23 protein-coding genes are annotated in these 25,249 nt (G+C 62.2%); 10 read left to right on the forward strand and 13 right to left on the reverse strand.

The window, feature by feature from the left end; all coding sequences use genetic code 11:
* Positions 1 to 94: 94 nt before the first annotated feature.
* Both SJY08_RS01110 and SJY08_RS01115 read right to left on the reverse strand, forming a co-directional pair.
* Positions 95 to 1,291 carry a methyltransferase gene (locus SJY08_RS01110; RefSeq protein ID WP_377274284.1) on the reverse strand — a complete coding sequence of 399 codons (1,197 nt, stop codon included), beginning with the start codon at positions 1,289 to 1,291 and terminating at the stop codon, positions 95 to 97.
* A 4-nt stretch (positions 1,292 to 1,295) separates the two neighbouring features.
* Positions 1,296 to 2,162 carry a polyprenyl synthetase family protein gene (locus SJY08_RS01115; RefSeq protein WP_054147823.1) on the reverse strand — a complete coding sequence of 289 codons (867 nt, stop codon included), beginning with the start codon at positions 2,160 to 2,162 and terminating at the stop codon, positions 1,296 to 1,298.
* Positions 2,163 to 2,271: 109 nt separating this feature from the next.
* Here SJY08_RS01115 and crtD point away from each other — a divergent pair, with 109 nt between their 5' ends.
* Both crtD and SJY08_RS01125 read left to right on the forward strand, forming a co-directional pair.
* Complete coding sequence (crtD, locus tag SJY08_RS01120; protein WP_377274287.1) at positions 2,272 to 3,855, forward strand: 1-hydroxycarotenoid 3,4-desaturase CrtD; 1,584 nt, start codon at positions 2,272 to 2,274, stop codon at positions 3,853 to 3,855.
* On the forward strand, positions 3,852 to 4,703 hold the full coding sequence (locus SJY08_RS01125) for a carotenoid 1,2-hydratase (protein WP_377274289.1): 852 nt from the start codon (positions 3,852 to 3,854) through the stop codon (positions 4,701 to 4,703). Before crtD ends, SJY08_RS01125 begins: the two co-directional genes overlap by 4 nt.
* Here the strand turns inward: SJY08_RS01125 and SJY08_RS01130 are convergent.
* From SJY08_RS01130 to SJY08_RS01175, 10 genes are all read right to left on the reverse strand, one after another.
* A complete protein-coding gene (locus SJY08_RS01130) occupies positions 4,700 to 4,864 on the reverse strand; it encodes a hypothetical protein (RefSeq protein ID WP_153762894.1) in 165 nt (54 codons plus the stop codon). The two genes, SJY08_RS01125 and SJY08_RS01130, sit on opposite strands and share 4 nt — an antisense overlap.
* Positions 4,857 to 6,026, reverse strand: coding sequence for a phytoene/squalene synthase family protein (locus SJY08_RS01135; RefSeq protein WP_377274291.1), 1,170 nt, complete (start codon positions 6,024 to 6,026; stop codon positions 4,857 to 4,859). The genes SJY08_RS01130 and SJY08_RS01135 overlap by 8 nt, the downstream gene beginning before the upstream one ends.
* Complete coding sequence (locus SJY08_RS01140) at positions 6,023 to 7,594, reverse strand: phytoene desaturase (protein ID WP_377274293.1); 1,572 nt, start codon at positions 7,592 to 7,594, stop codon at positions 6,023 to 6,025. Before SJY08_RS01140 ends, SJY08_RS01135 begins: the two co-directional genes overlap by 4 nt.
* On the reverse strand, positions 7,591 to 8,499 hold the full coding sequence (gene bchO, locus SJY08_RS01145; protein WP_377274295.1) for an alpha/beta fold hydrolase BchO: 909 nt from the start codon (positions 8,497 to 8,499) through the stop codon (positions 7,591 to 7,593). The genes SJY08_RS01140 and bchO overlap by 4 nt, the downstream gene beginning before the upstream one ends.
* Positions 8,496 to 10,358, reverse strand: a complete 1,863-nt coding sequence (locus tag SJY08_RS01150) for a VWA domain-containing protein (RefSeq protein WP_377274297.1) — start codon at positions 10,356 to 10,358, stop codon at positions 8,496 to 8,498. The genes bchO and SJY08_RS01150 overlap by 4 nt, the downstream gene beginning before the upstream one ends.
* Complete coding sequence (bchI, locus tag SJY08_RS01155; RefSeq protein ID WP_377274299.1) at positions 10,324 to 11,373, reverse strand: magnesium chelatase ATPase subunit I; 1,050 nt, start codon at positions 11,371 to 11,373, stop codon at positions 10,324 to 10,326. Before bchI ends, SJY08_RS01150 begins: the two co-directional genes overlap by 35 nt.
* Before the next feature lie 137 nt (positions 11,374 to 11,510).
* Positions 11,511 to 14,699 (reverse strand): efflux RND transporter permease subunit, encoded by a 3,189-nt coding sequence (locus tag SJY08_RS01160; protein WP_377278433.1) that lies wholly within the window; start codon positions 14,697 to 14,699, stop codon positions 11,511 to 11,513.
* 53 nt (positions 14,700 to 14,752) lie between these two features.
* Complete coding sequence (locus SJY08_RS01165) at positions 14,753 to 15,730, reverse strand: efflux RND transporter periplasmic adaptor subunit (RefSeq protein ID WP_082347543.1); 978 nt, start codon at positions 15,728 to 15,730, stop codon at positions 14,753 to 14,755.
* Between the two features lie 10 nt (positions 15,731 to 15,740).
* Positions 15,741 to 15,941: a DUF2892 domain-containing protein gene (locus SJY08_RS01170; protein ID WP_006724805.1), complete on the reverse strand. Its 201-nt coding sequence runs from the start codon at positions 15,939 to 15,941 to the stop codon at positions 15,741 to 15,743.
* A 101-nt stretch (positions 15,942 to 16,042) separates the two neighbouring features.
* Positions 16,043 to 16,360, reverse strand: a complete 318-nt coding sequence (locus SJY08_RS01175) for a metalloregulator ArsR/SmtB family transcription factor (RefSeq protein ID WP_006724804.1) — start codon at positions 16,358 to 16,360, stop codon at positions 16,043 to 16,045.
* Between the two features lie 127 nt (positions 16,361 to 16,487).
* Here SJY08_RS01175 and SJY08_RS01180 point away from each other — a divergent pair, with 127 nt between their 5' ends.
* The 3 genes from SJY08_RS01180 to SJY08_RS01190 all read left to right on the forward strand — a co-directional run bounded on the left by SJY08_RS01180 (position 16,488) and on the right by SJY08_RS01190 (position 18,483).
* Positions 16,488 to 16,823, forward strand: coding sequence for a TIGR01244 family sulfur transferase (locus SJY08_RS01180; RefSeq protein ID WP_054147831.1), 336 nt, complete (start codon positions 16,488 to 16,490; stop codon positions 16,821 to 16,823).
* Positions 16,824 to 16,947: 124 nt separating this feature from the next.
* Entirely contained in the window at positions 16,948 to 17,835 is an 888-nt protein-coding gene (locus tag SJY08_RS01185; protein WP_377274303.1) for a MarR family transcriptional regulator, read from the forward strand.
* Between the two features lie 177 nt (positions 17,836 to 18,012).
* A complete protein-coding gene (locus tag SJY08_RS01190) occupies positions 18,013 to 18,483 on the forward strand; it encodes a chemotaxis protein CheW (RefSeq protein WP_054147833.1) in 471 nt (156 codons plus the stop codon).
* Between the two features lie 331 nt (positions 18,484 to 18,814).
* Here SJY08_RS01190 and SJY08_RS01195 read toward each other — a convergent pair whose 3' ends face one another.
* A complete protein-coding gene (locus tag SJY08_RS01195; protein WP_377274306.1) occupies positions 18,815 to 19,540 on the reverse strand; it encodes an AAA family ATPase in 726 nt (241 codons plus the stop codon).
* A gap of 361 nt (positions 19,541 to 19,901) precedes the next feature.
* Between SJY08_RS01195 and ytfQ the strand changes: the two genes are divergently transcribed.
* The 5 genes from ytfQ (at position 19,902) to SJY08_RS01220 (ending at position 25,244) form a co-directional block, all read left to right on the forward strand.
* Positions 19,902 to 20,864 carry a galactofuranose ABC transporter, galactofuranose-binding protein YtfQ gene (gene ytfQ, locus SJY08_RS01200; protein WP_377274308.1) on the forward strand — a complete coding sequence of 321 codons (963 nt, stop codon included), beginning with the start codon at positions 19,902 to 19,904 and terminating at the stop codon, positions 20,862 to 20,864.
* A 105-nt stretch (positions 20,865 to 20,969) separates the two neighbouring features.
* Positions 20,970 to 22,493, forward strand: coding sequence for a sugar ABC transporter ATP-binding protein (locus SJY08_RS01205; protein WP_069043250.1), 1,524 nt, complete (start codon positions 20,970 to 20,972; stop codon positions 22,491 to 22,493).
* Positions 22,490 to 23,533, forward strand: coding sequence for an ABC transporter permease (locus tag SJY08_RS01210; protein ID WP_054147837.1), 1,044 nt, complete (start codon positions 22,490 to 22,492; stop codon positions 23,531 to 23,533). Before SJY08_RS01205 ends, SJY08_RS01210 begins: the two co-directional genes overlap by 4 nt.
* Complete coding sequence (yjfF, locus tag SJY08_RS01215; RefSeq protein WP_054147838.1) at positions 23,530 to 24,510, forward strand: galactofuranose ABC transporter, permease protein YjfF; 981 nt, start codon at positions 23,530 to 23,532, stop codon at positions 24,508 to 24,510. Before SJY08_RS01210 ends, yjfF begins: the two co-directional genes overlap by 4 nt.
* Complete coding sequence (locus SJY08_RS01220) at positions 24,507 to 25,244, forward strand: FadR/GntR family transcriptional regulator (protein ID WP_069043252.1); 738 nt, start codon at positions 24,507 to 24,509, stop codon at positions 25,242 to 25,244. Before yjfF ends, SJY08_RS01220 begins: the two co-directional genes overlap by 4 nt.
* Positions 25,245 to 25,249: the final 5 nt, after the last annotated feature.

Genomic DNA, 25,249 nt, shown 5'->3' on the forward strand with positions numbered 1-25,249 from the left:
CACGGGATGCTTTCTGCTCCCAATTGTCATCTTAAGATTACGCATCAAAGTGTCAATCAAAATTTACACTTGGGGCTGTGAAGTTCACCAACAATCAGCGCTTGGCGATCACAAGGCCTGCCAGGAGGGGATTTGTTGTGGTGGCAACCTTCGCGCCGGCGAAGCCGCTACGGGCCAAGAGTGCGATGATTTCACTGGCGGTCCGGCAGCGGCCGGATCCCATGGCGGTGAAATAGCTGGTGAAATAGATGGCTGCGAGGTTGGGGCCGTCCGTATTGCCGGCCATGGCTTCCGCGACCAGGAGATGGGTGCCGGGTGCGAGATGCCGGTGCAGGTTGGCAAGGATCTTCAGGACGCGGTCGTCATCGTGATCGCAGAGAATCCGGACCAGCGTTACGCAGTCCTGGTCGGCCGGAATGGGATCGCGCGTGAAATCACCGGGGTGCAGTCTACTGCGGGTCAAAAGACCGCGCTCCTGCAGGTGGCGGGTTGCAAGCTGTGTGACCGCGGGCAGATCGAACAGCGCGAGCCGTGTCGCGGGATGCCGCGCGCCAATGGCTGCGAGGAATGCGCCTTCGCCGCCGCCGACATCGAGGACGGATCGGTATTGGCCGAAGTCATGGGATACCAGGAGGCAGTCGGCCAGCATCGTCTGGCTCTCGCGCATCAGGGCGGAGTAGGGCGCAGCCTCCTCGTTGCCGATGCTGGCGGGGTCGCCGCCCCTCACATAAGCCCAGTAGCGGCGCAGTTCCGTGTCGCTGTGATCGCCACGCCAAAAGGCGGGCGCATCGGCGAGATCACGGTACAACATGTCATGATGCCGGATCATCTCCCGCAGACCGCGATCGGCGGCGAGCACCGTGCCGGCATCCGAAAGCAGCCAGAGATCAGGGGCGAGGCTGACGACGAGATCGAGCCGTCTTGCCTGCTCAAGCAGACGCCGCATGGCGTCCGACGGCATGCCGCAGCGGGCAGCAATTGCATTCGTGGACAATGCCTCGCCGTCCAGGGCCTCGAAGATCCCGACACCCACACAGGCAGACAGGATCTGGGTGTGGACGAAGCCTGTTGTCAGGCGAAACAGATGATTGGCCTTGCGGTTGGCGATCTGCCGCAGCAGCGGCATCCGCGAAACGAACGCGCGGAAGCGGGGCGAGGCGATTTGGCGGCTTCGCCAGAGACGAAGACCGATCGCCACCGACTGCAGGAGGCTTTGTCGAGGCTCCCCTCGCGCCTCGCTGGTGCGGATCGGCGGGCTGGCATCGAAGCCTCTTCCGCCTCCGGTATCCATGGTCTTACGCCGCGCTGGTGGCGAGCGTTTTCGGCATCAGCCGTGTCGCTTCGTTACGGATCATCGCGCGGAAAGCTTCCGCACCGGGGCAGTCTGGCACGCTCTCGACCGCCTCGGTGACGAGACGCTTCAGACGAACCAGCGCCGCTTCGAGGCCGATGCTGGCGACGATGTTCGGCTTGCCATTGCGGCTGTCCTGTCCGGCCGGCTTGCCCGCATCGGATTGGCCCACAGCGTCATAGAGATCGTCTGCCACCTGATAGGCGGCACCCAGTGCATCTGCCAGCACCAGCCATTCCCTCGGATTGCCGCCCGAGGCGATCGCGCCGGTCGACACGGCGCCGCTGAACAGCGAGGCGGTCTTGGCGCGATGATAAGCGGTGATGTTGATTTCGGGTTCGCTTTCCCAGGCCTGGCCGGCCACGAGGCCATAGGGGCTGCCCACAGCATTGGCGATGGTGGCGATCATTGGTGCGGTCAGAAGCGGTGTCTGCTGTGTTTCCCGGGCGACCGTCTCGAAAGCTGCGATGATCAGGCCGTCGCCGACAAGAAGTGCGATCTCTTCACCGAATTGGGCATGTACGCTCGGCGCCCCACGACGCGTCAGCGCATTGTCGAAGCATGGCATGTCATCATGCACGAGGGATGCGCAATGCAGGAGTTCGATGGCCACGGCAGCACTATCGGCGGCATTCGGCTCACGGTCACCGCAGGCGGCCGCGACCGCAAGGCAGAGCCGAGGCCTGATACGCGCACCTCCGGGAAACACCGCATGCCGAAGGGCTTTTGCCAGGATGGGTGGGCATCCATTGGCGGTCGCGTAACGCAGGGCGCGCTGCATGCCAGTTTCGATGCGCTCGGGGAAATCCATTGGGTTGACCTCCGGAGAATGCGCTGTTGTAAAATTTGCGCAACTCAATAATGTGTAAATCAAGATTGACACATTAAGTCCGTAAGTCAACTGGTCACAGGAGACGAAGGTGCCTGTTTCGACAGACGATACCGTGCTGGTGATCGGTGCCGGCATGGCGGGGCTCTCGGCTGCCATTCGATTGGCTGCGGCCGGATATCGCGTCGTTGTCTGCGAGGCGCAGGCCGAGGCCGGCGGCAAGATGCGTCGCGTCGAAGCGGCTGGCCGAGGCTTCGATGCCGGGCCGACGGTGCTGACGATGAAATGGGTCTTCGAGGCACTCTTTGCCGCTGCGGGACGCAGAATTGAAGACGAACTCAGGCTGGTCCCATCGAGCGTGATCGCGCGCCATTACTGGCGGGGCGGGGTCTGTCTTGATCTGCATGCAGACCATGACGAAACGATCAGGGCGATCGGAGACTTTGCCGGACGGCGCGAGGCAGAGGGATACCGGCGCTTCGCGGCCGACAGCCGGCGGACGTTTGAGGTGTTGAAAGACAGTTTCATCGACGCTACCAGACCCAATCCGGTTTCCCTGTCTCGTCGCATCGGGCTCGGTCGGCCGTCTGATCTGCTCGCGATCAAGCCGTTCTCGACGCTCTGGTCGGCGCTTGGCAGCTATTTTTCCGATGTGCGCCTTCGCCAGCTTTTCGGTCGTTACGCCACCTATTGCGGCTCTTCGCCCTTCCTGTCTCCGGCAACGCTGATGCTGGTTGCGCATGTCGAGCAGGAGGGTGTCTGGACCGTCGAGGGCGGGATCAGGGCGCTTGCCATGCGTCTCGAAGCGCTGGCTGTCGAGCTCGGCGTCGAGTTTCGCTATGGCGATCCCGTCAGCGAGATCCTCATCGATCCCTCGCGTCGGGCCGTGTCCGGTGTGGTCACGCGAACTGGCCGACGGGTGGATGCCCGGCAGATCGTCTACAACGGAGATGTCGCCGCGCTGCCCCGGCTGATCGGCGCCTCGCCTCCGGACCCGGCTCGCAGTCGGGCACAACGGTCTCTGTCAGCCCTTGTGTCATGCAGCGTTGCCGAGCCTAAAGGTGTCGAGATTGCGCATCATACGGTGTTCTTTTCCGACGACTACGAGCGCGAGTTCGAGGCGATCTTTAAACGGCGCGAGGCACCTTCCGATCCGACCGTCTATCTCTGCGCTCAGGACCGCGATGCGACCGGTCGCCTAAAGGCCGGCGGTGTCGAGCCGGAGCGCATCTATGCCCTGATGAACCTCCCGGCGGATGGAGATCGTCACCGGTTCGATGAAAGCGAGGTCAATGCATGTCTGAAGAGCATGGAACGGCGACTGTCACTGAACGGTCTGACGCTCTCGAACCCACAGGCTACGGCGAACATCACGACTCCGGATCGCTTTGCGAGCCTCTATCCGGGAACTGGGGGAGCGCTATACGGGATGGCCTCGCACGGGTGGATGGCATCCTTCGCCCGGCCGGGATCGGAGGGGCCGCTGCCGGGGCTTTATCTGGCGGGGGGCAGCGTACATCCGGGGCCGGGGCTGCCGATGGCGGCGCTTTCCGGCAAGCTCGCGGCCGAACGGTTGATGGCGGACCGGCCTTTGACCAGGCGGTCGCGCCCGGCGGCTATCACTGGTGGTATGCAGACGGAACGAGTGACTGCGGACAGTTCGCCTTCACGGTGATCGCCTTCATCGGCTCCGTGTTTTCGCCCTACTATCACTGGTCCGGCCGGCATGATCCGGAAAATCATATTGCCTTCAATGTCGCGCTCTACGGGCCGCAGGGTCACGCCTGGGCGATGACCGAGCGTGGCAAGGCCCGGCTCAGTCGCGACAAGCACTCCCTGGCGATCGGCAATAGTTCGTTCCGATACGATGGTTCGGGCTTCGTGATCAGCTTCAACGAAATTTTCCTGCCCTGGCCCGGCCAGCGTTTGCTGCCAAAACGCATGCGGGGCGAAATCCGGCTAGTGCCGGATTTTCTTGGTGCGCGGGCCTATGGTCTCGATCGCGCCGGGCTTCATGCCTGGCAGCCAGTCGCCCCCAATGGGCGGGTCACCGTGGCCTGCGAGGCGCTGCCCGATGGTGGATGGACGGGGACGGGCTATCACGACATGAACCATGGCGCCCGTCCGCTTGAGACGGATTTTTCCGGCTGGGACTGGGCCAGGGGCAATACGGGCGATGGCCGTACGGTGATCCTCTACGATTCCGTGCTTGCCGACGGGACAAACAGCCGCTTCGGGCTCATCTGTGGTCGTCACGGTGCGATATCCGACTTCGATCCCCCGCCCCGTAAACTGCTGAAGCGCGGGTTTTGGGGCGTCGGCGGCGGAATTGCCTGCGATGGTGGCGCAAATCCCGTCTTGAAAAACGTGCTCGAAGACACGCCGTTTTACCGGCGCTCGCTGGTCGAAACGGTGATTGCCGGGGATCCGGTCGAGATGATGCAGGAGACGCTCGATTGTCGCCGACTGGCAAATCCGGTCGTCAGGCTGATGCTTCCGTTTCGCATGCCGCGCCGCGCCTAGTCGGTTTTCGGCTCGTCCGTAAGAGGCTGGCTCGCTTGCCGCTCGCGGGCTTCCGCCTCGCGCTTCGCTTTTTTCAGATCGCGCATCTGCCAGACATAGAAGGCGATCGCCAGGCTGAAGACGAAGATGGCTTCGATGATGCCGAAATAATGCTCAAGCAAGGCTCGCCGCCTTTTCCCGCGCCGCGTCTCGGCGTCTAAGCGTCTCAATACGTGCGTCGGCATGAAGCCTCAGCAGAATGTCGGTTACCCGTCCCACGGCCGTCTCCCCATCAGATGGTGGCGTGTCGGGGCGTTGCGTCGGGGCACTCTCCCGCAAGATGCCGCTGAGTGTCACCAGCGATCGTGCGACAGGTTCCGTCCCGGCATGGAGATCGCGCACGGCCGTCGCCGTCCAGCGGCTATCGTCGGAGCGTGCCTTGATCAGGAGGCCAAGCTTGGTGCTGAGTCCCGTTGTCGCGCGATGGTTGACGCTGTCATAGCCATTGGCTGCAATGCCCTGGCCGATCGCCTCATAAACCAAGGCGGCAGTGCGGATCGCATGACGACAGGGTTTCGGCAGGCTGCGGATGCCGGCATGGCCGAGCCGGTAGTGGCGGGCAGCCTCGTCGAGCAGCCGCCTTACCACCAGACCGAGCGCGGGGGTGAATTGCGGATTATGCAGGAAGGCCGCGACGTCGACACCCTGTTCATCCAGCCAGTCGAGCGGCAGATAGAGCCTGCCGTTTCGGGCGTCTTCCCCGACATCGCGGGCGATGTTGGTCAGTTGCATAGCGATCCCGAGGTCGGCCGCGCGGGAAAGCGCAGCCCTGTCGCTGACGCCCATCACCGATGCCATCATCAGCCCGACGCTTGCAGCAACACAGGTCGCATAGGCTTTCACGTCGTCGATGGTCGCGTGGCGCCGCCCGTCCAGATCCATGGCAAAGCCGTCGAGCAGGGCTTCGACCACCGGCTTGGCGATGGCATGGTCGTGCACCACCCGTGCGAAGGCGCGGTCGCAGGCAAAGGGTGCCGGTGCCCCGGCATAGATCAGGTCCAGCCGCTCGCGCAGGCGCTGGAGGGCTGGCATGCCGCTGCGTGGATCATCGATCAGGTCGTCGGAATGCCGACAGAAGGCATAGAGCGCGCGCGCGGCCTCGCGAGTCGGTCCCGGCAAAAGCAGAGAGGCGAGGTGAAAGGATTTCGACCCCCGACGAATGGCGGCCGAACAGGCTCTTTGATCCTCGAAGTCTCCGGAAAAGCCATAGTTCAAGAGGATTGGCCGACGGATCGTCGGACGGGCCAGATAGGCTTCGGAGTGGGACGGGTGTGTGTCTGTCATTGTGCAGATCCTCTTCCGCTACCTTCCCAAGTGCCGGCTGGCAGGGTTGCCGGATCCGGCACCAGATCGGCGACGATGCGCGCCGACGACACGACGCCGGGCAGGCCTGCACCGGGATGCGTGCCGGCACCGCAAAGGAAGAGATTGTCGAGTTCCTCGCTTCTGTTGTGCGGTCGGAACCAGGCGCTCTGGAGGAGCTTGGGTTCGAGTGCAAAGGCGGCCCCCTGCCACGAAAGAAGTCTGTCCCGGAAGTCGAGCGGGGTCGCAATTCGCGAGGAGACGATGCTCTCTGAAAGACCGGGCAGCATGGTTTCCTCGAGCCGTTTTTCGATCTTGCGCCGGTAGATTTCTGCTGCCTCGTTCCAGTCGGTCCCGCTTTCGAGGTTTGGCACCGGGCTCAAGACGTAGAAGGCATCGCCGCCGGGCGGAGCCAGCGAGGGATCGCTGGCCGTCGGTCGATGCAGGTAGAGGCTGAAATCGTCTGCGAGGCGGTGGTTCCGGAAGATGTCGTCGAGAAGTCCGCGATAACGCGGGCCGAAGAGCATCGTGTGATGCAGGACATCGTCATAGCGGCGGTTCGTGCCGAAGTACCAGACGAAGAGGCTCATCGAATAGTCGCCACGTTTGAGCTTGGCATCGGTCCAGCGTTTCCGGGGATGGTGCTTTAGGAGCTTGCCATAGGTGGTGGCGGGATCGGCGTTCGAAACGATGATATCGGCAGCGATCCGCTCGCCGGAGGCCAGCCGCACGGCCGTTGCCCGACGTCCCTCCGTTTCGATGTCAGTGACCGTCTCGTTCAGCCGGATGCGTCCGCCGTTGCGGGTGACAAGCGAGGCGATGCCGCGCACCAGCGCGTTCGTGCCGCCGATTGCATGGTGCACGCCGTATTTGCCCTCGAGATGGGCGATCAGGCAGTAGAAAGAGGTGGCCGAGAAGGGATTGCCGCCGATCAGCAGCGGATGGAAGGAGAAGAGGGTGCGCAGCTTGTCGCTCTTGAAATGCTTCGAGACGACCGAATAGACGGAGCGATAGCCGCCCAGGCGCACCAGACCGGCAAGCGTCTTTGCCGTGAACAGCAGGCTGTGGAAGGGTTTGTGCGCCAGTTGCTCGAAGGCGACTTCATAGATCCGCCGGCTCTCGTCGAGAAAGCTGCGATAACCAGCGACATCCCTGGGGTCGATCCTCGCGATCTGTGCTTCCATCGCCGCGCGGTCGCCGGAATAGTCGAAGACCGTACCGTCGTCGAAGCGCACCCGGTAAAAGGGGGTGTTTGGCCGGAGTTCGACATCGTCACTCAGGCGACCGCCGCAGTCATGCCACAGCTTTTCGAAAAGCCATGGGGCGGTGATGATGGTCGGCCCGGCGTCGAAGGTGAAACCGTCCTGGCGATGGGCATAGGCCCGTCCACCGGGTTCGTCCAGCGGATCTATAATCGTGACGCGATAGCCTTTGGCGCCGAGCAGGGCACCGGTCGCGAGACCTCCCACGCCAGCACCGATCACGATCGCATGCGGTCTGTTGTCGACCGGTTTGGGCTTATGTCTGGGAAAGCGGCCGGCGACATTCATGCTGCATCCGCTCCGTTCGGTCGCTGGTTTCCGATGGCCTCGTCCAGCCACCGCACGACGTCGGCGGGCCGGCATTCATGCAGAAGGTGTCCGCCCGTGTCGGTCAGCACGAGCCGGCTCCCAGGAGCCTGTCGCGCTGCGTGACTGGAGTTTTCGATCGGTACCATGGGGTCGTCCTTGGCGGCAATCAGCGTCATTGGGAAGGGCAGGCGCTGCAAGGTGGCGTCGAAACGGGACAGGTCCCAGGCGGCCATCATGCCGAGAGCGCCTCGAACATGGGCGGGGGAGGCCAGCAGCATGCGGTAGAGTGCGCGCCCTTCCTCATCGATCGGTGAGCCGGTCGCGGTCAGCAGATTGCCGCCGAGCGGGGTCGCCCGTGACATCAGGGAAAACATCGAGGCGGAAAAGGGGTTGGCGAAGAGCGCCTTGGCCAGCGGCGAAAACAGTGCGTTGCCACGGATCGGCAGGTAGGCGCCGTTGATGCCGATGACATGGCGCGGTACGGCGGAGGCCTTACTGGCCGCCAGTGTGACGGCGATGGCCGCACCGGCCGAATGTCCGAGAATGACGGCGGGGCAGCGATCCAGTCGAGAGACCAGTTCCGTCAATGCCCGCACCATCCCGGGAAGCGAGAGGTCTGTTGGTCCGCGCGGCCGGGTGAAGCCGTGGCCGGGAAGGTCGGGCGCCACGACGCGAAAGCGCGCGCTGAGTAGCGGCAACAGATGCCGCCAGGAATGGGAGGATGCACCCGTCCCGTGCAGCAGCAGGATCATGGGTGCGGTGTCCGGCCCCGCAATCTGGACATGCCAGTCACAGGCATTGGTCTTCACGAACTGGCTTGCGCTGCGGTTCGGCCAGTTGCGGCCGTCCGTTTCCCAGTTCAGTCGATCGCGCCCGAGTGTCATACACGCGCCTCCTGCATCGAACGGTCCACGAGCTGCGACACATGACCGGCATCGGCTTTTCGCAAGATGTGCAAGTCGGCGCCGAGCATGCTCGCAAGAGTGGTCACGCTTTCGCGCGGGCGGCGTGCAATATCGATGCAGATTGTCTTCAAGTCCCTGGATTTGCAGTTTCGGGCAAGACGCGAGAGTTCTTCGGCGGCCAGGGCCCGATCAGGGGTGCCATCGAGGGCGATGTTGCCGCTCCCATCGGTCAGCAGGACAAGCACAGGGCTGCTGCCGCGCCGCTCGACGGAGAGCGCGAGCTCAAGGCCGGCTTTCAGCCCCGCGGCAAGCGGCGTTGGCCCGCCGCCGAGAAGGGCGGCGAGTTTGCGTTTCGCGGCGGTGAGCGAGCGGGTCGGTGGCAGAAGCAGCTCGGCGCCCGTGCCCCTGAAGGCGATCAAAGCCACTTCGTCGCGGCGGACATAGCATCGCGCCAGCAGCTGTTCGATCGCGCCCTTGGTTTCGCCGAGGCGTTCCAGTGCGGTGGAACCCGAGGCGTCGACGACAAAGATTGCCGTCGAGGGGGCTGCATGGCGCAGCCGCAGATACCGGAAGTCATCGCGGCTGACATAGGCGCGCGGCGCCGTGGCTCCTGTCGAAGGAACACGGTTAGCCAGACCCAGAGCCTGACGCTGGGCCGCCCGGATACGCTGGAAGGGTGCTGCCGCGCGCAGGGTCGCAATGATGTCGGGCCTAGCCTCCGCATGGGGCGGCGCCAGTCCGATGCCGAAAGGCCGGCCCCGCCGGGTGTTCTTGTGCAGGTCACCAGATTTACCCGCCCCGCCCGCATTGCGGCTGGGGCGCTGGGCGATGGTGAGCCAGGGATCTGCCGATAGTGCACCTGCCTTGATGGCCGCCAGCATTTCCGTCAGCGCGTCGAGCTGTGTCGGCTTGTCGGCATTGCTGTCTTGATCCTGATCGGCCGGGTCCGTCGAAGCCGAGGGGCCTATCGGTTCTTCGTCGTGTTTCGGAGGAGCATCTGTCGATGGGTCCTCCGGCTGCTCGGCGGGCGCCTCAGCCTGAGGCGTCAGTCGCAGACCAAGGCACAGGCGAAGGGCTGTCAGCGCGTCGCGCTCCTCAACTGCCGTACGGTCTTCGCGACACGCCAGAAGTCGTGCCGTGCGTGCGAGATGCGCCAGTATGCGTGTCGAGCCGTGACCGGCCATCTGCGAGAGGGTGGCAAGGCCTTTCAGCAGTCGATCATTGATCGTCACATCCTGCCAATTGGTCAGCGAGTTCCACGGTCGTGCCGGCTCTGACTCCAGGGTGCTCACGTGATACCAGCCGATGCCGTCGAGATCGATGCGCAGCGCGAGGTGATCGGCCAGTCCGCTGGAAAGCGGGGCTTCATCATCGAGGGATTCGTCGAGGGCGACCAGCAAAAAGCCGCTCTCTCGAGGTTGATCCATTGCGCGGGCGACCATAGCCGCGAGCGACGGATCGAGGCGCTCCGCCATGGGTATCATCAGCCCACCACCTTCGGCCCGGGCCAGAAGACCCTGTTGTCGGACGAGGCTTCCTGTCGCAGCAGTTGCCGCGAGATCGACGCCGCCTGAGAGATTGGCCGCAGATGTGCCGGGTGGCAGGCGTACAAATCCGATCCCGAGGCGTTCCTGGAGCCGGGAAATGACGTGATCGCGTACACCGCCCGACCGGGCCTTGAGCCAGACGCCGCCGAGGCTTGCGCCTCCCAAGCCGAGTAGCTCGATCGCCAGTTGCGCATCCGCCCAGAGTTCCGCGCCCCTGTCATCAAGGGCTTTATCATAGGCGTCGTGGGGGCCGAGTTCAGCCATGGGCGTGACGGTCTTTGCCGGTGTCATCGATCGACGCCAGAGCGCGCTCAATGCGGGGGGCAGAACCGGCATCGTCGAGCGGGTCGCGGCGCAGACGGTGGCAAAGCACCATGGGAGCGATATCCGCGACATCGTCCCAGGTGACCAGCAGGCGCGCCGAAAGGGCGGCCGCGGCGCGACTTGCGCGCATCAGGGTCAGTTCGCCGCGCATGCCGTCGATCCCGAGACGCAAACAGAGCTGCGACATGCGCCTCACCACATGATCAGGGATCTCCACCTGACGGAGAATTTTTCGTGCGGCGATCACCCGGCGACCGATCGTCGCGTCCCGCTTGGACCAGAGCTTGATGAAACCGCGCGGATCCGTCTCGTAGGTATCACGACGACGGATCACCTCGATGCGTTGGTCGAGATCGTCGATGGTGCGCACGTCGACGGAAAGACCGAAGCGATCGAGCAATTGCGGTCTGAGATCTCCCTCTTCCGGATTGCCGCTGCCCACAAGGACGAAGCGTGCCGCGTGACGGATGCTCAGGCCTTCGCGCTCCACGACGTTGACGCCAGAGGCTGCTGCATCGAGGAGGAGGTCGACCAGATGATCCTCCAGCAGGTTGATCTCATCAATGTAGAGGAAGCCGCGGTTGGCGGCGGCCAGGAGCCCGGGCTCGAAGTGCTTCTCCCCGGCGACCAACGCCTTTTCGATGTCGAGCGAGCCGCAGACACGATCTTCCGTCGCGCCGAGAGGTAGATCGATCATCGGTGCGCGGTGCTTGACGATAGCAGGTGGCTTCAGGCCGCTCGAGGGATTGCAGACGGTGCAGGCGGATTGCGGCTCTGCCGGAAGGCAGTTGTAGCGGCAACTGTCGCGCGTTTCGATCGGTGGCAGCAGCTCCGTCAGGGCGCGGACTGCCGTGGATTTTCCCGTGCCGCGATCGCCGAAGATCAGCACGCCGCCGAGCAGAGGCTCGACGGCCGCCATCAGGAGGGCCTTCTTCATGTCCTCCTGGGCGACGATGGCGGCGAATGGGAACGGTTGGGCCATGGGTCCCGCCTCAGCTTGAGTGTAAAATTTAGTTTACACTTTTTAATGTCGCTTTGAAGGGGGTGTGCTGAGAATCTTCTGTCCAAATAAAAATGGCCGCGCTTGCGGCGCGGCCATTAATCCTCAGGTCAGTTCTTTCAGGTGCGTAGCACCCGATAGATTGCGGGGATCACCAGTACCGTCAGCAGGGTCGACGAGATCAGGCCGAAGAGCAGCGAGATCGCCAGCCCCTGGAAGATGGGGTCGGTCAGGATAACGGCCGCACCGATGATCGCGGCAAGCGCGGTCAGGAGGATCGGCTTGAAACGGATCGACCCGGCTTCGATCAGAACATCGGTCAGCGTTTTCCCGGTGTGATCGGCGTGGCGGATGAAATCCACCAGCAGGATCGAGTTGCGGACGATGATGCCGGCAAGCGCGATGAAGCCGATCATCGAGGTGGCGGAGAAGGGCGCGCCGAAGAGCCAGTGGCCTCCCAGGATACCGATGAAGGTCAGCGGCACGGGTGTGAGGATCACCAGCGGCACCTTGAACGAACCGAACTGGGCGACGACGAGGATGTAGATGCCGAGGAGCGCGATCATGAAGGCGGCGCCCATGTCGCGGAAGGTCACCCAGGTGACTTCCCATTCGCCATCCCAGAGAAGCGTTGCCTGATCTTCGTTGGTCGGCTGGCCGTTGAGGGAGATCACCGGCTTGGGAAGCCCCGTCCAGTCCTGCGCGTCGATCGCTTTCTGCACGGCGAGCATGCCGTAGAGGGGGGCCTCGAAGTCGCCGGCGAGTTCTGCCGTCACCATCTCGGCATTGATGCCGTTGTGACGGAAGATCGGCAGCGTGGTCTTTTCGTCGATGACGCGCACGACGTCGTCGAGTTCGACGACACCCTTGTCGCCGGGCAGGACATTGGCCGGCATCGGCGTCGAGAGGAAACGCTCGTCGATCACCTTCTCACTCTTGGCGCGTTCCAGCCGGATCGGGATCGGCGGACGGCCTTCGCCGCGATGCGAGTAGCCGATGGTCTTGCCGTTCGCGAGGATCGCGATGGTGTCGAAGACATCGCCTTCCTCGACACGGTAGAATTCCGCGTCGTCGGTCGAGATGACCAGCCGCTTGCGCGGTGCTTCCACGCCATAGGAGTTGTCGACGTCGACGATGAAGGGCACCGAGCGGAAGGCTGCCTCGACCTTTTCGGCCACGGCGCGGCGGATCTCAGGCGTTGGGCCATAGATCTCGGCGAGCAGGGTTGCCATGACCGGCGGTCCCGGCGGTGGCTCGACGACCTTGAGGCTGGTGCCCTCGGGCATGGCAATGCCCGAAATCTTCCGGCGGATATCAAGCGCAATGTCGTGGCTCGTGCGATCACGCTCCGCCTTGGGCGTCAGGTTGATGGCCACGTCACCCTGATAGGAAGCGGCGCGCATATAGGCGTGGCGGACAAGACCGTTGAAGTTGAAGGGGGCTGCTGTTCCGGCATGCGTTTGGACGGAGACCACTTCCGGCATATCGAGCACGGTGCGCCCCACGGCCTGGGCTACGGCATCGGTCGCCTCGACGGATGAGCCTTCCGGCAGATCGATGGTGACCTGCAGCTCCGACTTGTTGTCGAAGGGAAGCAGCTTCACCGTGACATGCTTGGTGTAGAAGAGGCTCAGCGATCCGAGTGTCAGTACGCCGACGAGGATCAGGAAGACCCAGCTGCGGGTCTTTGTTGCAAGTATGGGGCGGGCGGTTGCCGCGTACATCCGGCCCAGTATGCCGCCGGTCTCGTGATCGGCATGGGCGTGCACGGGTGCGTTGCCGGCGACCTTCAGCATCAGCCACGGGGTGACCATGACGGCGACGAAGAAGGAGAAGATCATCGCGGCCGAGGCATTGGCCGGGATCGGGCTCATATAGGGGCCCATCATGCCGGAGACGAAGAGCATCGGCAGGAGGGCGGCGACGACGGTCAGTGTCGCGACGATCGTCGGATTGCCGACCTCGGCTACCGCCTCGATGGCGCTGCGCTGGCGCGAGCGCTTGTCGCCCATGCCCCAGTGGCGGGCGATATTCTCGATAACGACGATGGCGTCGTCGACGAGAATGCCGATGGAGAAGATGAGCGCGAAGAGCGACACCCGATTTAGCGTGTAGCCCATCAGCCAGGAAGCGAAGAGGGTGAGCAGGATCGTCACGGGAATGACGATCGCCACGACCAGCGCTTCGCGTCTGCCGATTGCCAGCCAGACCAGCGCGATGATCGAAACGGTCGCGAGGCCGAGGTGATAGAGGAGCTCGTTCGCCTTTTCATTCGCGGTTTCGCCGTAGTCACGGGTGACCTCGACACGGATGTCCTCTGGGATCAGCTTGCCTTCCAGAGCTTCGACGCGCTCGAGGATCGCCTCGGCGACGACGACCGCGTTGGAGCCGGCGCGCTTGGCGATAGCAAGTGTGACAGAGGGCACGCGTTCGACGGTATCGCCGTCCTTGCGCAGGGTGGAAACGAGGGCTTCGCTGGTGTCTGTGGCAAAGTCGATGGTCGCGACATCGCGGACGTAGACCGGCCTGCCATCGCGGGCCGTCAGCAGGAGATTGCCGATCTCGGCGGGGGAAGCGAGGGTTTCGCCGGCGATCACATCGATCTGGCGACCGTTTTCGCGGACCTGAGAGGCCGGCATCGCCGTATTGGCGCCACCGACCTTGCCGGCAAGCTGCTGCAGCGTGATGCCGTAAAGGGCGAGCTTTTCCGGCTGTGGCGAGATGCGGATGATCTCGTTGGTTTCGCCGACGACATAGGTGAGGCCAACATTCTCGACCTTGGCGACTTCGTTGCGGACTTCGCGGACGATGCGGGTCAGGTCGTTTGCGCCCACATGGCCGCTCGCGTCTTTCGTCGGGGAGAAAGTGAGGGTGACGATCGCAACGTCATCGATGCCACGGCCGACCACCTTGGGCTCGGCGATGCCGACGGGGATGCGGTCGATGTTGGCGCGCACCTTGTCGTGGACGCGCAGCACCGCGGCATCCGCGGAGGTGCCGACCAGGAAGCGGGCGGTGACCATGACCATGTTGTCCATGGACTGGGAGTAGATGTGCTCGACGCCGTTGATGCTCTTGACGATGGTTTCCAGCGGCTCGGTGATCAGCTTCTGCGCATCGTCGGCGCGCAGGCCCGGGGCCTGGACGATGATGTCGACCATGGGCACGGAGATCTGTGGCTCTTCCTCACGCGGGAGCGAGAGCAGGGCCACAAGACCGAAGGCGAAGGCGGCGATCAGGAAGAGTGGTGTTAGCGGCGACTTGATGAAGGCGCGTGTCAAATGACCGGCAATGCCCAGATTGGTCATTGGCGTGTCGTCATCCGGCCCTGCGGGATTGGGTGAGTTGTCGACGGGAGTGCTCATTCTGTCACCACGATATCGCCGGCCGCGAGGCCTGAGAGTATTTCGACCTGTGTCACTCCGCCGATCTCCAGGGTTTCGCCAGCGACCACGGCGCGCTCGACGACCTGATCGTTTTCACGCACGGCGACGAAGTTGACGCCTGACCTGTTCGACAGGGAGGCTGCCGGCACCACGAGTGCCCGGCGGTTGCCGATCGGCAGTTCCACCAAAACCCTTGCCGCGACGAAATCGGTATCGAGTCCGTCTACCTCGACATCGGCTGTCACCCGGCCGCCTTCGATCTGCGGATAGATCTTGACGAGTTCGCCTTCGAGCGTCGTGCCGCTCGCTTCGATGCGGATCGGCGCCCCCTGTGTCAGGTCCTGTGCATGACGCTCGGGGATCGCGAGCCGCAGGAAGAAGCCGCCGCCAGCGATGGTCGCAATCGTCTCGCCTGCCATGACGACGGAATCGCTGGTCACGGGAACGGCGATGATACGCCCGTCAGAGGGGGCGAGCACTGCGCCTTCCGACGCCTGCTGGACTAGAACGGAGCGCTGGGCTTCTGCCTGGCGTACCTGGTTGGTCATGACGTCCAGCTGGGTCTTCAACTGATCGAGGCGCTGGGTGCTGGTAGCGCCACTGCGCACCAGCCGGTCAGCACGATCCAGTTCGACCTGAGCATCCCGCAGAGAAGCGTTCAGGCCCTGAAGCTGGGCATCGACGGCCTTGATCTGGAAGTCGATCTTGTCGTCCTTCACCTCGGCGATCACATCGCCAGCCTTGACGATGTCGCCTTCGGTGACATTCAGCTGGACGAGGGTGCCGCCCAGCCTTGCTCGGGCCAGTACGCTGTTGCGTGGCTGGATCTGGCCGTAGACCGCCTTCATCTCTGTGATGTCGACGGCTTCGAGTTTGAGATCAGCGGCATGGCTGACGGTCAGTCCCATGGCTGTCGCAGCCGCAAACAGGGCGATGAAGGCGGATTTCGGCATGACTTGTTCCTTAGAATGCTGTGCCGGGGCGAAGCCCCAGCTTGCGGAAAATCGTGGCCGCCGGGCAGAAGCCGGTGAAGGCCGACTGTATCATGTTCACGCCGATAAAAGCGGTGAACCAGACGAAACCTGGATGCACGAAGTATGTCAGTAGGAGGGAAAGCAGGATCATGAACCCTGCAAAGACGAGAACGGCGCGATCGATCGACATGTTTTTCTCCTTAAGATACATATCTACGATGATACGTATATATTAGATAAGCTTGTGTCAAGCCGTCATCCGCAGAATGGATGACGGTGTCGGCTGCCGCGTCAGGCGGCGCAGTCGGATGTTTTGCAGAAGCTGTCGTATAGAGTGCCGATGATGGCGCGCGCCGGTTCGCTCTCGATCCGGTACCAGATGGTCTGACCGTCACGCCGTCCCATGATGATCTTTTCCCGGCGCAACAACGCCAGATGCTGCGACACGGTGCTGTCGCGGATCCCGAGGAATTCGGCAAGCTGACCGACGGAATGCTCGCCGTCGGCAAGGCGGCAGAGGATCAGCAGTCGATATCGATTGGATAGCGACTTGAGGAGTTCGCTGGCCATATCGGCACCAGCCTTCATCTGTTCAGGATCAATCTTCATAGATACGAATATATATGAGAAATCGGCACTGGCAAGTGTTGACACCTACGACAGATCTTAAATATATAAAAAACGTTATGTGTAAAGCGGCGACTTCGGTGGGCAGCCGTCTCAAGAAGGAGTTCTCATGAGCATTCGCAGCATCGATCCAAGTTTCCATGTCACCGGACAGATCAAGCCGCAGGAGCTGCAAGCGATTGCCGAACTCGGCTTCAAGGCCGTCGTCTGCATGCGGCCGGACAAAGAAGGCTTCTTTCAGCCGGCCTTTGACGAAATTGCAAATTCAGCTCGTGAGGTCGGGCTCGACGCGCATTATCTTCCGGTAGTCCCGGGCTCCATATCCTTTGATCAGGCGCGCGAGCTGAAAGCGATCATCAGCCGGCAGTCGGGACCGATCCTCGCTTATTGCGCATCCGGCCAGCGATGCGCCGCAGCCTATGATCTTGCCAAACGCGTTCCCTGAAGCGGAGCGATGCGTCCCATGGTGCCTTCAGATCTTCGTTGATTAGGGCTGACTACTAAAATTACCAATCGACGGCATCGGTGAATTGCCGTCCTATGCGCAACTCTGATCTGGAGTTGTGCCCATGGATCAATTGCGTGCCAAACTTGATCGGGACCGATTGGTCGTCCATCCCGGTGTCGAGAAGCATCTCGGGGAACCCGTGTGGCAATTGGCGAGCGGCTATCTTGGCCATTCCGGCTTCGACAGGGCTGTGCTCGCCTATTGCCGCAGCATGGTGGAAGCCAATGCCTTCCGCTGGCCAGCCAACAAGATCTTCGCGCAGAAGATGCGCTACATCACCTGCTATATGCTGATCGGGCTGTCGGCACGTTTCGAGGAGGGCACGGGCCCTGCGCCGACCATGACCCTGCTGCAGACGTTGGTGCCCGGCAGCGCACGCCAGGTCAGCGATCTCATTTCGGGCCTGCGGGCCGGTGGCTATGTCGTGGCAGAACAGAATGCGCGAGACCGGCGAGAAATCAGGTTGCGTCCAACGCCGCCCCTCGTCATTGAGATCGCCCGCTCCCCTCTTGCCTTCATTGCCGCGTCCGCCATGCTTGAAGGCCATTCGCTTCGGGAGGCCCTGGACGCCGATGTGTCGCTGGTCTACCGCCTGATCGGCCGATCGACCATTGCCTTCCAGTCGATGGATGTCCTGTTCACGCCCTTCGAGACGGTCGTCGACTTTACCGGTCGCGACAGCGGATATCTCATTCTTTGTGCAGTCATGGGTGCCCACCTGGCCGGCGCGCTGGGTGAAGACTGGCCGCTTGCGCTCACCTATGATGCATTGTCGCAGCGGTTTCAGGTGTCTCGCCAGCACGTTGGAAATGTACTGGCGATCGCGACGACGCAGGGGAAACTCAGCATTCACGGTGGTCGGATCGGCGCGGTCGAGCCCTCGCTGCTGCAAGAATTTTCCTGGTGGAGTGCCGGACAGATGGCGCATTTCACCATGCTCGCCCGATGACGGCCATGTCCGTGGCACCAGTTGCGGATTATCCTGATTGATTTAGATATTCTTTAATTACTGGTGGGCTAAATTGATTTGGAGTGCAGGGCAGGCCTCTGCCGCCGGGATCCCCGGTGAACCAATATCGTGACACGGTGCCAGCCGACGTAGGCTTGCAGCAGGAGGAAATCGCAGATGAATACGACGTCGAACACCGCCGATGCCCTCGAAATCATCGCCTTTCGGCTTCATCAACAGGAGTTCTGCGTCAAGACCACATCGATCCGCGAAATCCGCGGTTGGGCTCCGGTTACGCCCATCCCGCACTCGCCCTATGAAGTTCTCGGCGTCATGAACCTTCGCGGAACGGTCATCCCGATCGTCGATCTCGCCGTGAAGCTCGGCATGCCGGCCGCCCAGGCGACGGAGCGCAGTGCCGTGGTCGTCACCGAAGTCAACGGCATGACCGTCGGTCTGCTGGTCGACGGCGTCTCCGACATTCTGACCGTGTCTGGCAGCACGCTGCAGCCTCTTCCTGCTGCGACCGGTCCAAGTGCAGCCTTCTCCGATGGCATCATCGCCCATGACAAGAGCATGATCTGCTTCCTCAGCCTCGAGCGCATGTTCGGCGATGACGACCCTTCCGCCTGGGGCATGGCAGCCTAAATCAACTCCGGGGGCGTAAGCCCCCTTAAGTCTTCCGGCCGACGCTGACTGACCATCACACTTTGCTTGCGATTCTGCCCGAAAGCGGCGTCGCTTGGGCGCGGCCCTGGTGGAGCTGCGACTTCATCAAGTGTTAGGGGCCAGCTCTGATAGCGAACAGCTTCTGAAATTCCCATGTTTGTAGCAGGATGTCGCCGGTCGAGCGCCGAGGTGACGCCGTGTCTGCATAATCGGACAAAAGCCCTTCTGGGCTACCTGGGCGAAGGCCTTGCTGGCACGCATGGACGCGAGTGGCCTCAGGGCCGCCGGTTGTGTTTTCGATGCGCGCCGTTCAGGCCGCCGTGTCCAGGGTCTGTAGATCGCGTCGTGTTGCATAGGCCGGGGCCGCTGGCGCGCTGACATCGACATGCGAGAGCATCTCGTCGGCGAAGGCCTGTGCATTCAAGATCGCCTTCTCGCTGCCTGGAGTCTGGGCGTTGTCCAGCTTTCGAAGCGGGCGATGCATGTCAAACATTTCGCGGAAGGCGGCGCGTTCGGCAATCGGTGTGTCGAAGACACGGATGTCCTGTTCCGACAGCAGACGCTTCACCGCCTGCATCGAACGCGTCGTGATGGCCGGATTGACCCTGGACAGGACGACGGAATGCGGGATGCGGATGCCGGCCTTACGGTCGAGGTAGCGCAGGAGATCGAGGACCTGAGCGCCGCCCTGGGCGTCCATGCTCGAGCCCTGGATCGGAACGATGACGTGATCCGACAAGCCGACGGCCGAGGCGAGCAGGGGTGACTGTAGGCCCGGCAGATCGATGACGACGAAATCCCACTGGCTGCGGCGCTCGTGGACGATCTTCTGGATCGTCGGCGCCGACACATAGGTTTCGATGGAGAGCCTCGGCATCAATGCTGCGCCTTCGTACCACTTCGAGAACCACCGCTGGGGGTCGGCGTCTATCACGCAAACTCGATAGTTGCGGTGGAGAAGTTCAGTGGTCAGAAGGAGGGCCGCAGTTGTTTTTCCTGCGCCACCCTTCGTATTCGCGAAGGTGATCACTGCCATTGGGTATTCCTGTCTCGAATAGCGGGAGCCGGAATTGCTCATGCGGAGGCACAGGCATCGTGCGTCGGGAAATATAAAGAAAACTGGTTAACAGAAAATTACGAAATTTAGGGAGGGCGAGCCGTAACCCCTGTATTTCAGGGCTTTCTCGTTCTCCTGCTTTGCCTATACTCGGCCAGTGCGGTCGGGTCGGTTAACCTTTCGACCTTCGAGGTTGCGGTGTGGGACGGTGAAGTGTAGCTAAAGTTTATGCTGCGGTGCACAACATATAATAGTACTTTTGGACTTTACAGGTCTCGAGCCTTTGCCTATGCATAATGCCAGGCACCGTGGAGGCGGTGTCTTTTCAAGGGAGGACATCATGACATTTCTTCGCAAGCTTGCGCTCAGCGCAAGCGTGATTGCACTCGGCTGCTCGTCTGCCATGGCTGCAGACCTGACCGTCGGCTTCTCGCAGATCGGTTCTGAATCCGGCTGGCGCGCTGCTGAAACTTCCGTCACCAAGCTTGAGGCTGAAAAGCGCGGCATCGAACTGAAATTCGCCGACGCCCAGCAGAAGCAGGAAAACCAGATCAAGGCTATCAGAGGCTTCATCGCTCAGGGCGTTGACGCCATTCTCGTTGCTCCCGTCGTCGCAACCGGCTGGGAAGACGTTCTGACGGAAGCCAAGGAAGCCGAAATTCCGGTCATCCTGCTCGACCGCGGCGTTGACGCTCCGCAGGATCTTTACCTGACCTCGGTCGCTTCCGACCAGGTGAAGGAAGGCCGCGTTGCCGGCGAATGGCTTGTCAACACCGTCGGCGACAAGCCGTGCAAGGTCGTTGAGCTTCAGGGTACCGTCGGTTCGACGCCTGCGATCAATCGCAAGAAGGGCTTCGAAGAGGCTATTGCCGGCAAGGCGAACATCACCATTGCCCGCAGCCAGACCGGTGACTTCACCCGCGCCAAGGGTAAGGAAGTCATGGAAGGCTTCCTGAAGGCCGAAAATGGCGGCAAGGACATCTGCGCCATGTACGCCCACAACGACGACATGGCCGTCGGCGCCATCCAGGCGATCAAGGATGCCGGCCTGAAGCCGGGCACTGACGTTCTCGTCGTCTCGATTGACGCTGTTCCGGATATCTTCGCCGCCATGGTTGCCGGTGAAGCCAATGCGACCGTGGAACTGACGCCGAACATGGCAGGCCCTGCCTTCGATGCGCTCGACGCATTCATGAAGGACGGCAAGCAGCCGGAGAAGTTCATCATCACGGAATCCAAGCTCTACACGCCTGCGGACAACCCGCAGGGCGAGTATGACAACCGCAAAGGCCTCGGTTACTAAGGTAACCCTCCCGGCCGAGACCCCGCCCCACCCTGGTGGCGGGGTCTCTGTCGCTTTCTCCCGGCTTCGATCGGGGATAGCTTCATGGGAGAGGGGGAAGAGGCAATGACCGAGCATCCATCGATCGTGCTTGCAGCGGCGGGCATCACCAAAACATTCGGAAATCATACGGCGCTCGACGGCGTCGATATCGCGTTTCATCGGGGCGAAGTACACGCACTCCTCGGCGAAAACGGTGCCGGCAAATCGACGTTGATCAAGATCCTGACGGGCGCCTACATTCCCGATGGCGGAATGATCTCCGTCGATGGCGAGAACGTCAATTTCACGACGCCACAGCAGGCCCAGGCACTTGGCATCGGCACGGTTTATCAGGAGGTCAACCTTCTGCCGAACATGACCGTGATCGACAATCTCTTCATCGGCCGACAGCCGACCAACCGCTTCGGTCTGGTCGACAAGCGTCGGATGGAGCGCGAATCCCGCGAAATACTGACCACCTATGGTCTCGACATCGATGTGAAGGCCGAGCTTTCGACCTTTTCCGTTGCCGTCCAGCAGATCATTGCGATCGCGCGCGCCGTCGAACTCTCCGGCAAGGTGCTGATCCTCGACGAGCCGACCGCCAGTCTGGATCGGTCGGAGGTCGAGAAGCTCTTCGGCATCGTCCGGCAACTGCGCGACCGTGGGCTTGCCATCGTCTTCATCACCCATTTCCTCGATCAGGTCTTTGAACTGTCGGACCGCGTGACGGTTCTGCGTAATGGACGCCTTGTCGGGACGCAGGCGATTGCCTCGCTCGATCGGACCAGCCTGGTACGCATGATGCTCGGCAAGGACCTGGCATTCCATCATCCCGACGTTCTCGGCGAAGAGGGCGAAGTCGGCGAGACGCTGATGCAGTTCGAAGGTTTCGGTCTCACCAACAGCGTCCAGCCCTTCGACCTGAAGATCCATCGCGGCGAAGTCGTCGGTGTGGCCGGGCTGCTTGGCTCCGGTCGTACCGAGATGGCGCGGCTGATGTTCGGCATCGATCAGGCAGACAGCGGCTCGATCACGATCGACGGCTCGACGCGTCAGGTGCGTAATCCACGCGAGGCGGTCGAACTCGGCTTCGGCTTCTGCCCGGAAGATCGCAAGATCGACGGCATCTTCGGCGACCTCTCGGTGCGCGAAAACATCGTGATTGCCATGCAGGCGCGGCTCGGCTGGTTCAAGGCCTTGAACCGCGACGAACAGCTGGAGATCGCCGGCAATTTCATCGAGGCGCTCGACATCCGCACCGCCTCGGCCGAGCTTCCCGTCAAGCTCCTTTCCGGCGGCAACCAGCAGAAGGTGATCCTCGCCCGCTGGCTTGCCACCGATCCGCGTTTCCTCATTCTCGACGAGCCGACACGCGGCATCGATGTCGGCGCCCATGCCGAGATCGTGCGGATGATCAGCCGATTGCGGGAAGACGGATTGGCGCTCGTCGTCATATCCTCAGAGCTCGACGAGATCGTCAGCTATTCCTCGCGTGTCGTCGTCATGCGCGATCGCAAGATGGTCGCCGAATTGCATGGCGCCGACATCACTCCCGGTGTCATCGTCCAGACCATCGCCGCGCTGCCGGCGGAGGTCGAGGCATGAAAAGGCTTTCCATGTCGCGCATCATTTCCCCGCAGCTACTTGCCTTGGCCGGTGTGCTGTTCTTCAACTGGCTGGTCTTTCCCGGTTTCTTCAACATCACATGGCAGGATGGCCGGCTGTTCGGCAGCCTGATTGACGTCATCAATCGCGGTGCACCCGTCGCAATCCTGGCGATCGGGATGACCGCGATCATCGCGACCAAGGGGGTAGACCTTTCGGTTGGTGCCGTGATGGCGGTCGCCGGAGCTGTCGCTGCGACCTCAGCCGTCGCCGGGCAGCCCCTGATCGTGACGCTTGCCGCGGCGCTTGCCGTCGGAGTGCTGTGCGGTCTCTGGAACGGAGTTCTGGTCGCCTATCTCGGCATCCAGCCCTTCGTCGCCACACTGGTGCTGATGGTGGCGGGGCGAGGGGTGGCACAGCTGATTACCGAGGGGTCGATCGTCACCTTCTCCGATCCGGCGCTGATCTTTGTCGGCACAGGTTCGCTTTTCGGACTGCCGATGCCGGCCGTCATCGCGATCGTTCTCATGATCGTTGCGCATCTCTTCATGCGCCGCACGGCAATCGGCCTGTTCATCGAAGCCATTGGCATCAATCTTTCGGCGGCCAATTATACGGGGCTCCGCAGCAGGCTCGTGATCCTTTGCATCTATGCCTTCGGTGGATTTTGCGCAGCTATGGCCGGCATCATCGCCGCTGCCGATATTCGCGGGGCCGATGCCAACAATGCCGGCCTCTGGCTCGAGCTCGACGCGATCCTCGCGGTCGTCATCGGCGGTACCTCGCTGCTCGGCGGGCGCTTCTCTATTCCAATGTCGGTGATGGGTGCGATCATCATCCAGGCGATGAATACCGGCGTGCTCGTCTCGGGCTTCCCGCCGGAATTCAACCTGATCGTTAAGGCCGGCATGATCATCATCATTCTGGTGCTGCAATCGGCCCGGATCGCCCAGTTGCTCGGGCGCAAGTTCGGCCCACGCCAGGCGGTTCCGACCACCCCCACAAAGACCGCAGACCAAACTTCGGGACAGGCACGATGAATCCGCGTTATCGCCCTCTCGCCGCGACCACACTCATCTTCGTGATCGCCTACGCCATCTGCATTTTCCAGTTTCCGGCGATGTGGTCGACGCGGGTGTTCGGCAACTTCCTGACGGACAATGCCTTTCTCGGCATCGCGGCAGTTGGAGCCACCTTCGTCATCATTTCCGGCGGCATCGATCTCTCCGTCGGGGCGGTGATCGGCCTGACCGGCGTGATCACGGCCATTCTGATTTCCTGGGTCGGCATCCATCCCATGGCGGTCTTTGCGATCGTGCTGGTTCTGGCCGCGGCCTTCGGGGCGTCGATGGGCGCGGTCATTCATTTCCTACAGGTGCCACCCTTCATCGTGACGCTGGCCGGCATGTTTCTCGCTCGCGGTCTGGCATCGGTGCTCAGCCAGGATTCCATCCCGATCGACCACGAATTCTATCGGACGATCTCCAGCCTCTACTACCGGCTGCCCGGTGGCGGACGTCTGAGCTTCATCGGCCTGCTGATGCTCGCCACCTTCCTCGTCTTCGGGTTCATCGCCCACAAGACGCGGTTCGGCTCCTATGTCTACGCCATCGGTGGCAACGTCAATTCCGCGTCGCTGATGGGGGTTCCGACCGGGCAAGTGACCATCGGCATCTATGCCTTGTCGTCCTTCCTGGGCGGGCTCGCGGGGATCGTCTACTCGCTCTACACTTCCGCGGGCTACCCGCTGGCGGCGGTCGGCATCGAACTTGACTCGATTGCAGCCGTGGTGATAGGCGGAACCTTGTTGACGGGCGGTTATGGTTTCATCTTCGGAACCCTGATCGGGGTCATGCTGCAGGGCCTTGTCCAGACTTACATCGTCTTCGATGGGACGCTCTCCAGCTGGTGGACTAAAATCGCCATCGGGTTCCTGCTGTTCATGTTCATCTTGCTTCAGAAGCTGGTGTTTACCGCGCAGACCGGGCGTACGCGCCTGAAGAAGGCCCCTGCATGAGTGAGCCGGGGAGCCTTCTTCGCTCCCTGTCCGGGCGGTCGACGGCGCGTAACTACCATTCGCATGTGATCAACGAGATCGGGGCCGGGGTTATCTCCGGCCGTTACCCGATCGGCACGACACTGCCGAATGATGCTGAATTGATGGAGGAATTTGAGGTCTCGCGCACGGTGTTGCGCGAGGCCTTGAAGACTTTGGAGGCCAAGGGGCTGCTCGAAGCCCGCCCGAAAGTTGGCACCAAGGTCGCCAAGAAAAGCCGCTGGAGCCTTTATGATCCGCAGGTGCTCGCCTGGCACCTGGAAGCTCCGGTTGATGCGGAGTTTCTGTCCGGTCTGCATGAGGTGCGCCGTTCGCTGGAGCCGCAGGCGGCGGCCGAGGTGGCGCGGCGTCGCACCGCCGACCAGATCCGCCTGATGCTCTACTGGATCCACCAGATGGAGACCTCGCTCGGCTCCCTGCAGAATTTTGCACTCGCGGATTTCGAACTGCACCGCATCATCGCTGATTCGGCGCACAATCCCTTCGTGCGGGCACTATACGGCGTCATCGAACTTGCCCATGCGCTGGCCTACAAGGCGCTGATGGCGGCACCGGATCCCTGCCTTCTGGACGCGGTCCTCGACAAACACCGGCTCTTGGTCAACCGGATCGAGTATGGCGACGAGGCCGGAGCCAGAAATGCCATGCTCGAGACCATTGAGCACGACCGCGAGGTGGCGCAGCGATCCGGCTGACACGC

This window comes from Rhizobium sp. R86522, from assembly GCF_042466255.1.
Lineage (GTDB): Bacteria > Pseudomonadota > Alphaproteobacteria > Rhizobiales > Rhizobiaceae > Allorhizobium.

What these genes read in the sequence shown, in the direction of transcription:
- SJY08_RS01110 (WP_377274284.1), bottom strand. Translation starts at nt 1,291, where the DNA reads ATGGATACCGGAGGCGGAAGAGGCTTCGATGCCAGCCCGCCGATCCGC.
- SJY08_RS01115 (WP_054147823.1), bottom strand. Translation starts at nt 2,162, where the DNA reads ATGGATTTCCCCGAGCGCATCGAAACTGGCATGCAGCGCGCCCTGCGT.
- SJY08_RS01135 (WP_377274291.1), bottom strand. Translation starts at nt 6,026, where the DNA reads ATGACAGACACACACCCGTCCCACTCCGAAGCCTATCTGGCCCGTCCG.
- SJY08_RS01140 (WP_377274293.1), bottom strand. Translation starts at nt 7,594, where the DNA reads ATGAATGTCGCCGGCCGCTTTCCCAGACATAAGCCCAAACCGGTCGAC.
- bchO (WP_377274295.1), bottom strand. Translation starts at nt 8,499, where the DNA reads ATGACACTCGGGCGCGATCGACTGAACTGGGAAACGGACGGCCGCAAC.
- SJY08_RS01150 (WP_377274297.1), bottom strand. Translation starts at nt 10,358, where the DNA reads ATGACACCGGCAAAGACCGTCACGCCCATGGCTGAACTCGGCCCCCAC.
- bchI (WP_377274299.1), bottom strand. Translation starts at nt 11,373, where the DNA reads ATGGCCCAACCGTTCCCATTCGCCGCCATCGTCGCCCAGGAGGACATG.
- SJY08_RS01160 (WP_377278433.1), bottom strand. Translation starts at nt 14,699, where the DNA reads ATGACCAATCTGGGCATTGCCGGTCATTTGACACGCGCCTTCATCAAG.
- SJY08_RS01165 (WP_082347543.1), bottom strand. Translation starts at nt 15,730, where the DNA reads ATGCCGAAATCCGCCTTCATCGCCCTGTTTGCGGCTGCGACAGCCATG.
- SJY08_RS01170 (WP_006724805.1), bottom strand. Translation starts at nt 15,941, where the DNA reads ATGTCGATCGATCGCGCCGTTCTCGTCTTTGCAGGGTTCATGATCCTG.
- SJY08_RS01175 (WP_006724804.1), bottom strand. Translation starts at nt 16,360, where the DNA reads ATGAAGATTGATCCTGAACAGATGAAGGCTGGTGCCGATATGGCCAGC.
- SJY08_RS01180 (WP_054147831.1), top strand. Translation starts at nt 16,488, where the DNA reads ATGAGCATTCGCAGCATCGATCCAAGTTTCCATGTCACCGGACAGATC.
- SJY08_RS01185 (WP_377274303.1), top strand. Translation starts at nt 16,948, where the DNA reads ATGGATCAATTGCGTGCCAAACTTGATCGGGACCGATTGGTCGTCCAT.
- SJY08_RS01190 (WP_054147833.1), top strand. Translation starts at nt 18,013, where the DNA reads ATGAATACGACGTCGAACACCGCCGATGCCCTCGAAATCATCGCCTTT.
- SJY08_RS01195 (WP_377274306.1), bottom strand. Translation starts at nt 19,540, where the DNA reads ATGGCAGTGATCACCTTCGCGAATACGAAGGGTGGCGCAGGAAAAACA.
- ytfQ (WP_377274308.1), top strand. Translation starts at nt 19,902, where the DNA reads ATGACATTTCTTCGCAAGCTTGCGCTCAGCGCAAGCGTGATTGCACTC.
- SJY08_RS01205 (WP_069043250.1), top strand. Translation starts at nt 20,970, where the DNA reads ATGACCGAGCATCCATCGATCGTGCTTGCAGCGGCGGGCATCACCAAA.
- SJY08_RS01210 (WP_054147837.1), top strand. Translation starts at nt 22,490, where the DNA reads ATGAAAAGGCTTTCCATGTCGCGCATCATTTCCCCGCAGCTACTTGCC.
- yjfF (WP_054147838.1), top strand. Translation starts at nt 23,530, where the DNA reads ATGAATCCGCGTTATCGCCCTCTCGCCGCGACCACACTCATCTTCGTG.
- SJY08_RS01220 (WP_069043252.1), top strand. Translation starts at nt 24,507, where the DNA reads ATGAGTGAGCCGGGGAGCCTTCTTCGCTCCCTGTCCGGGCGGTCGACG.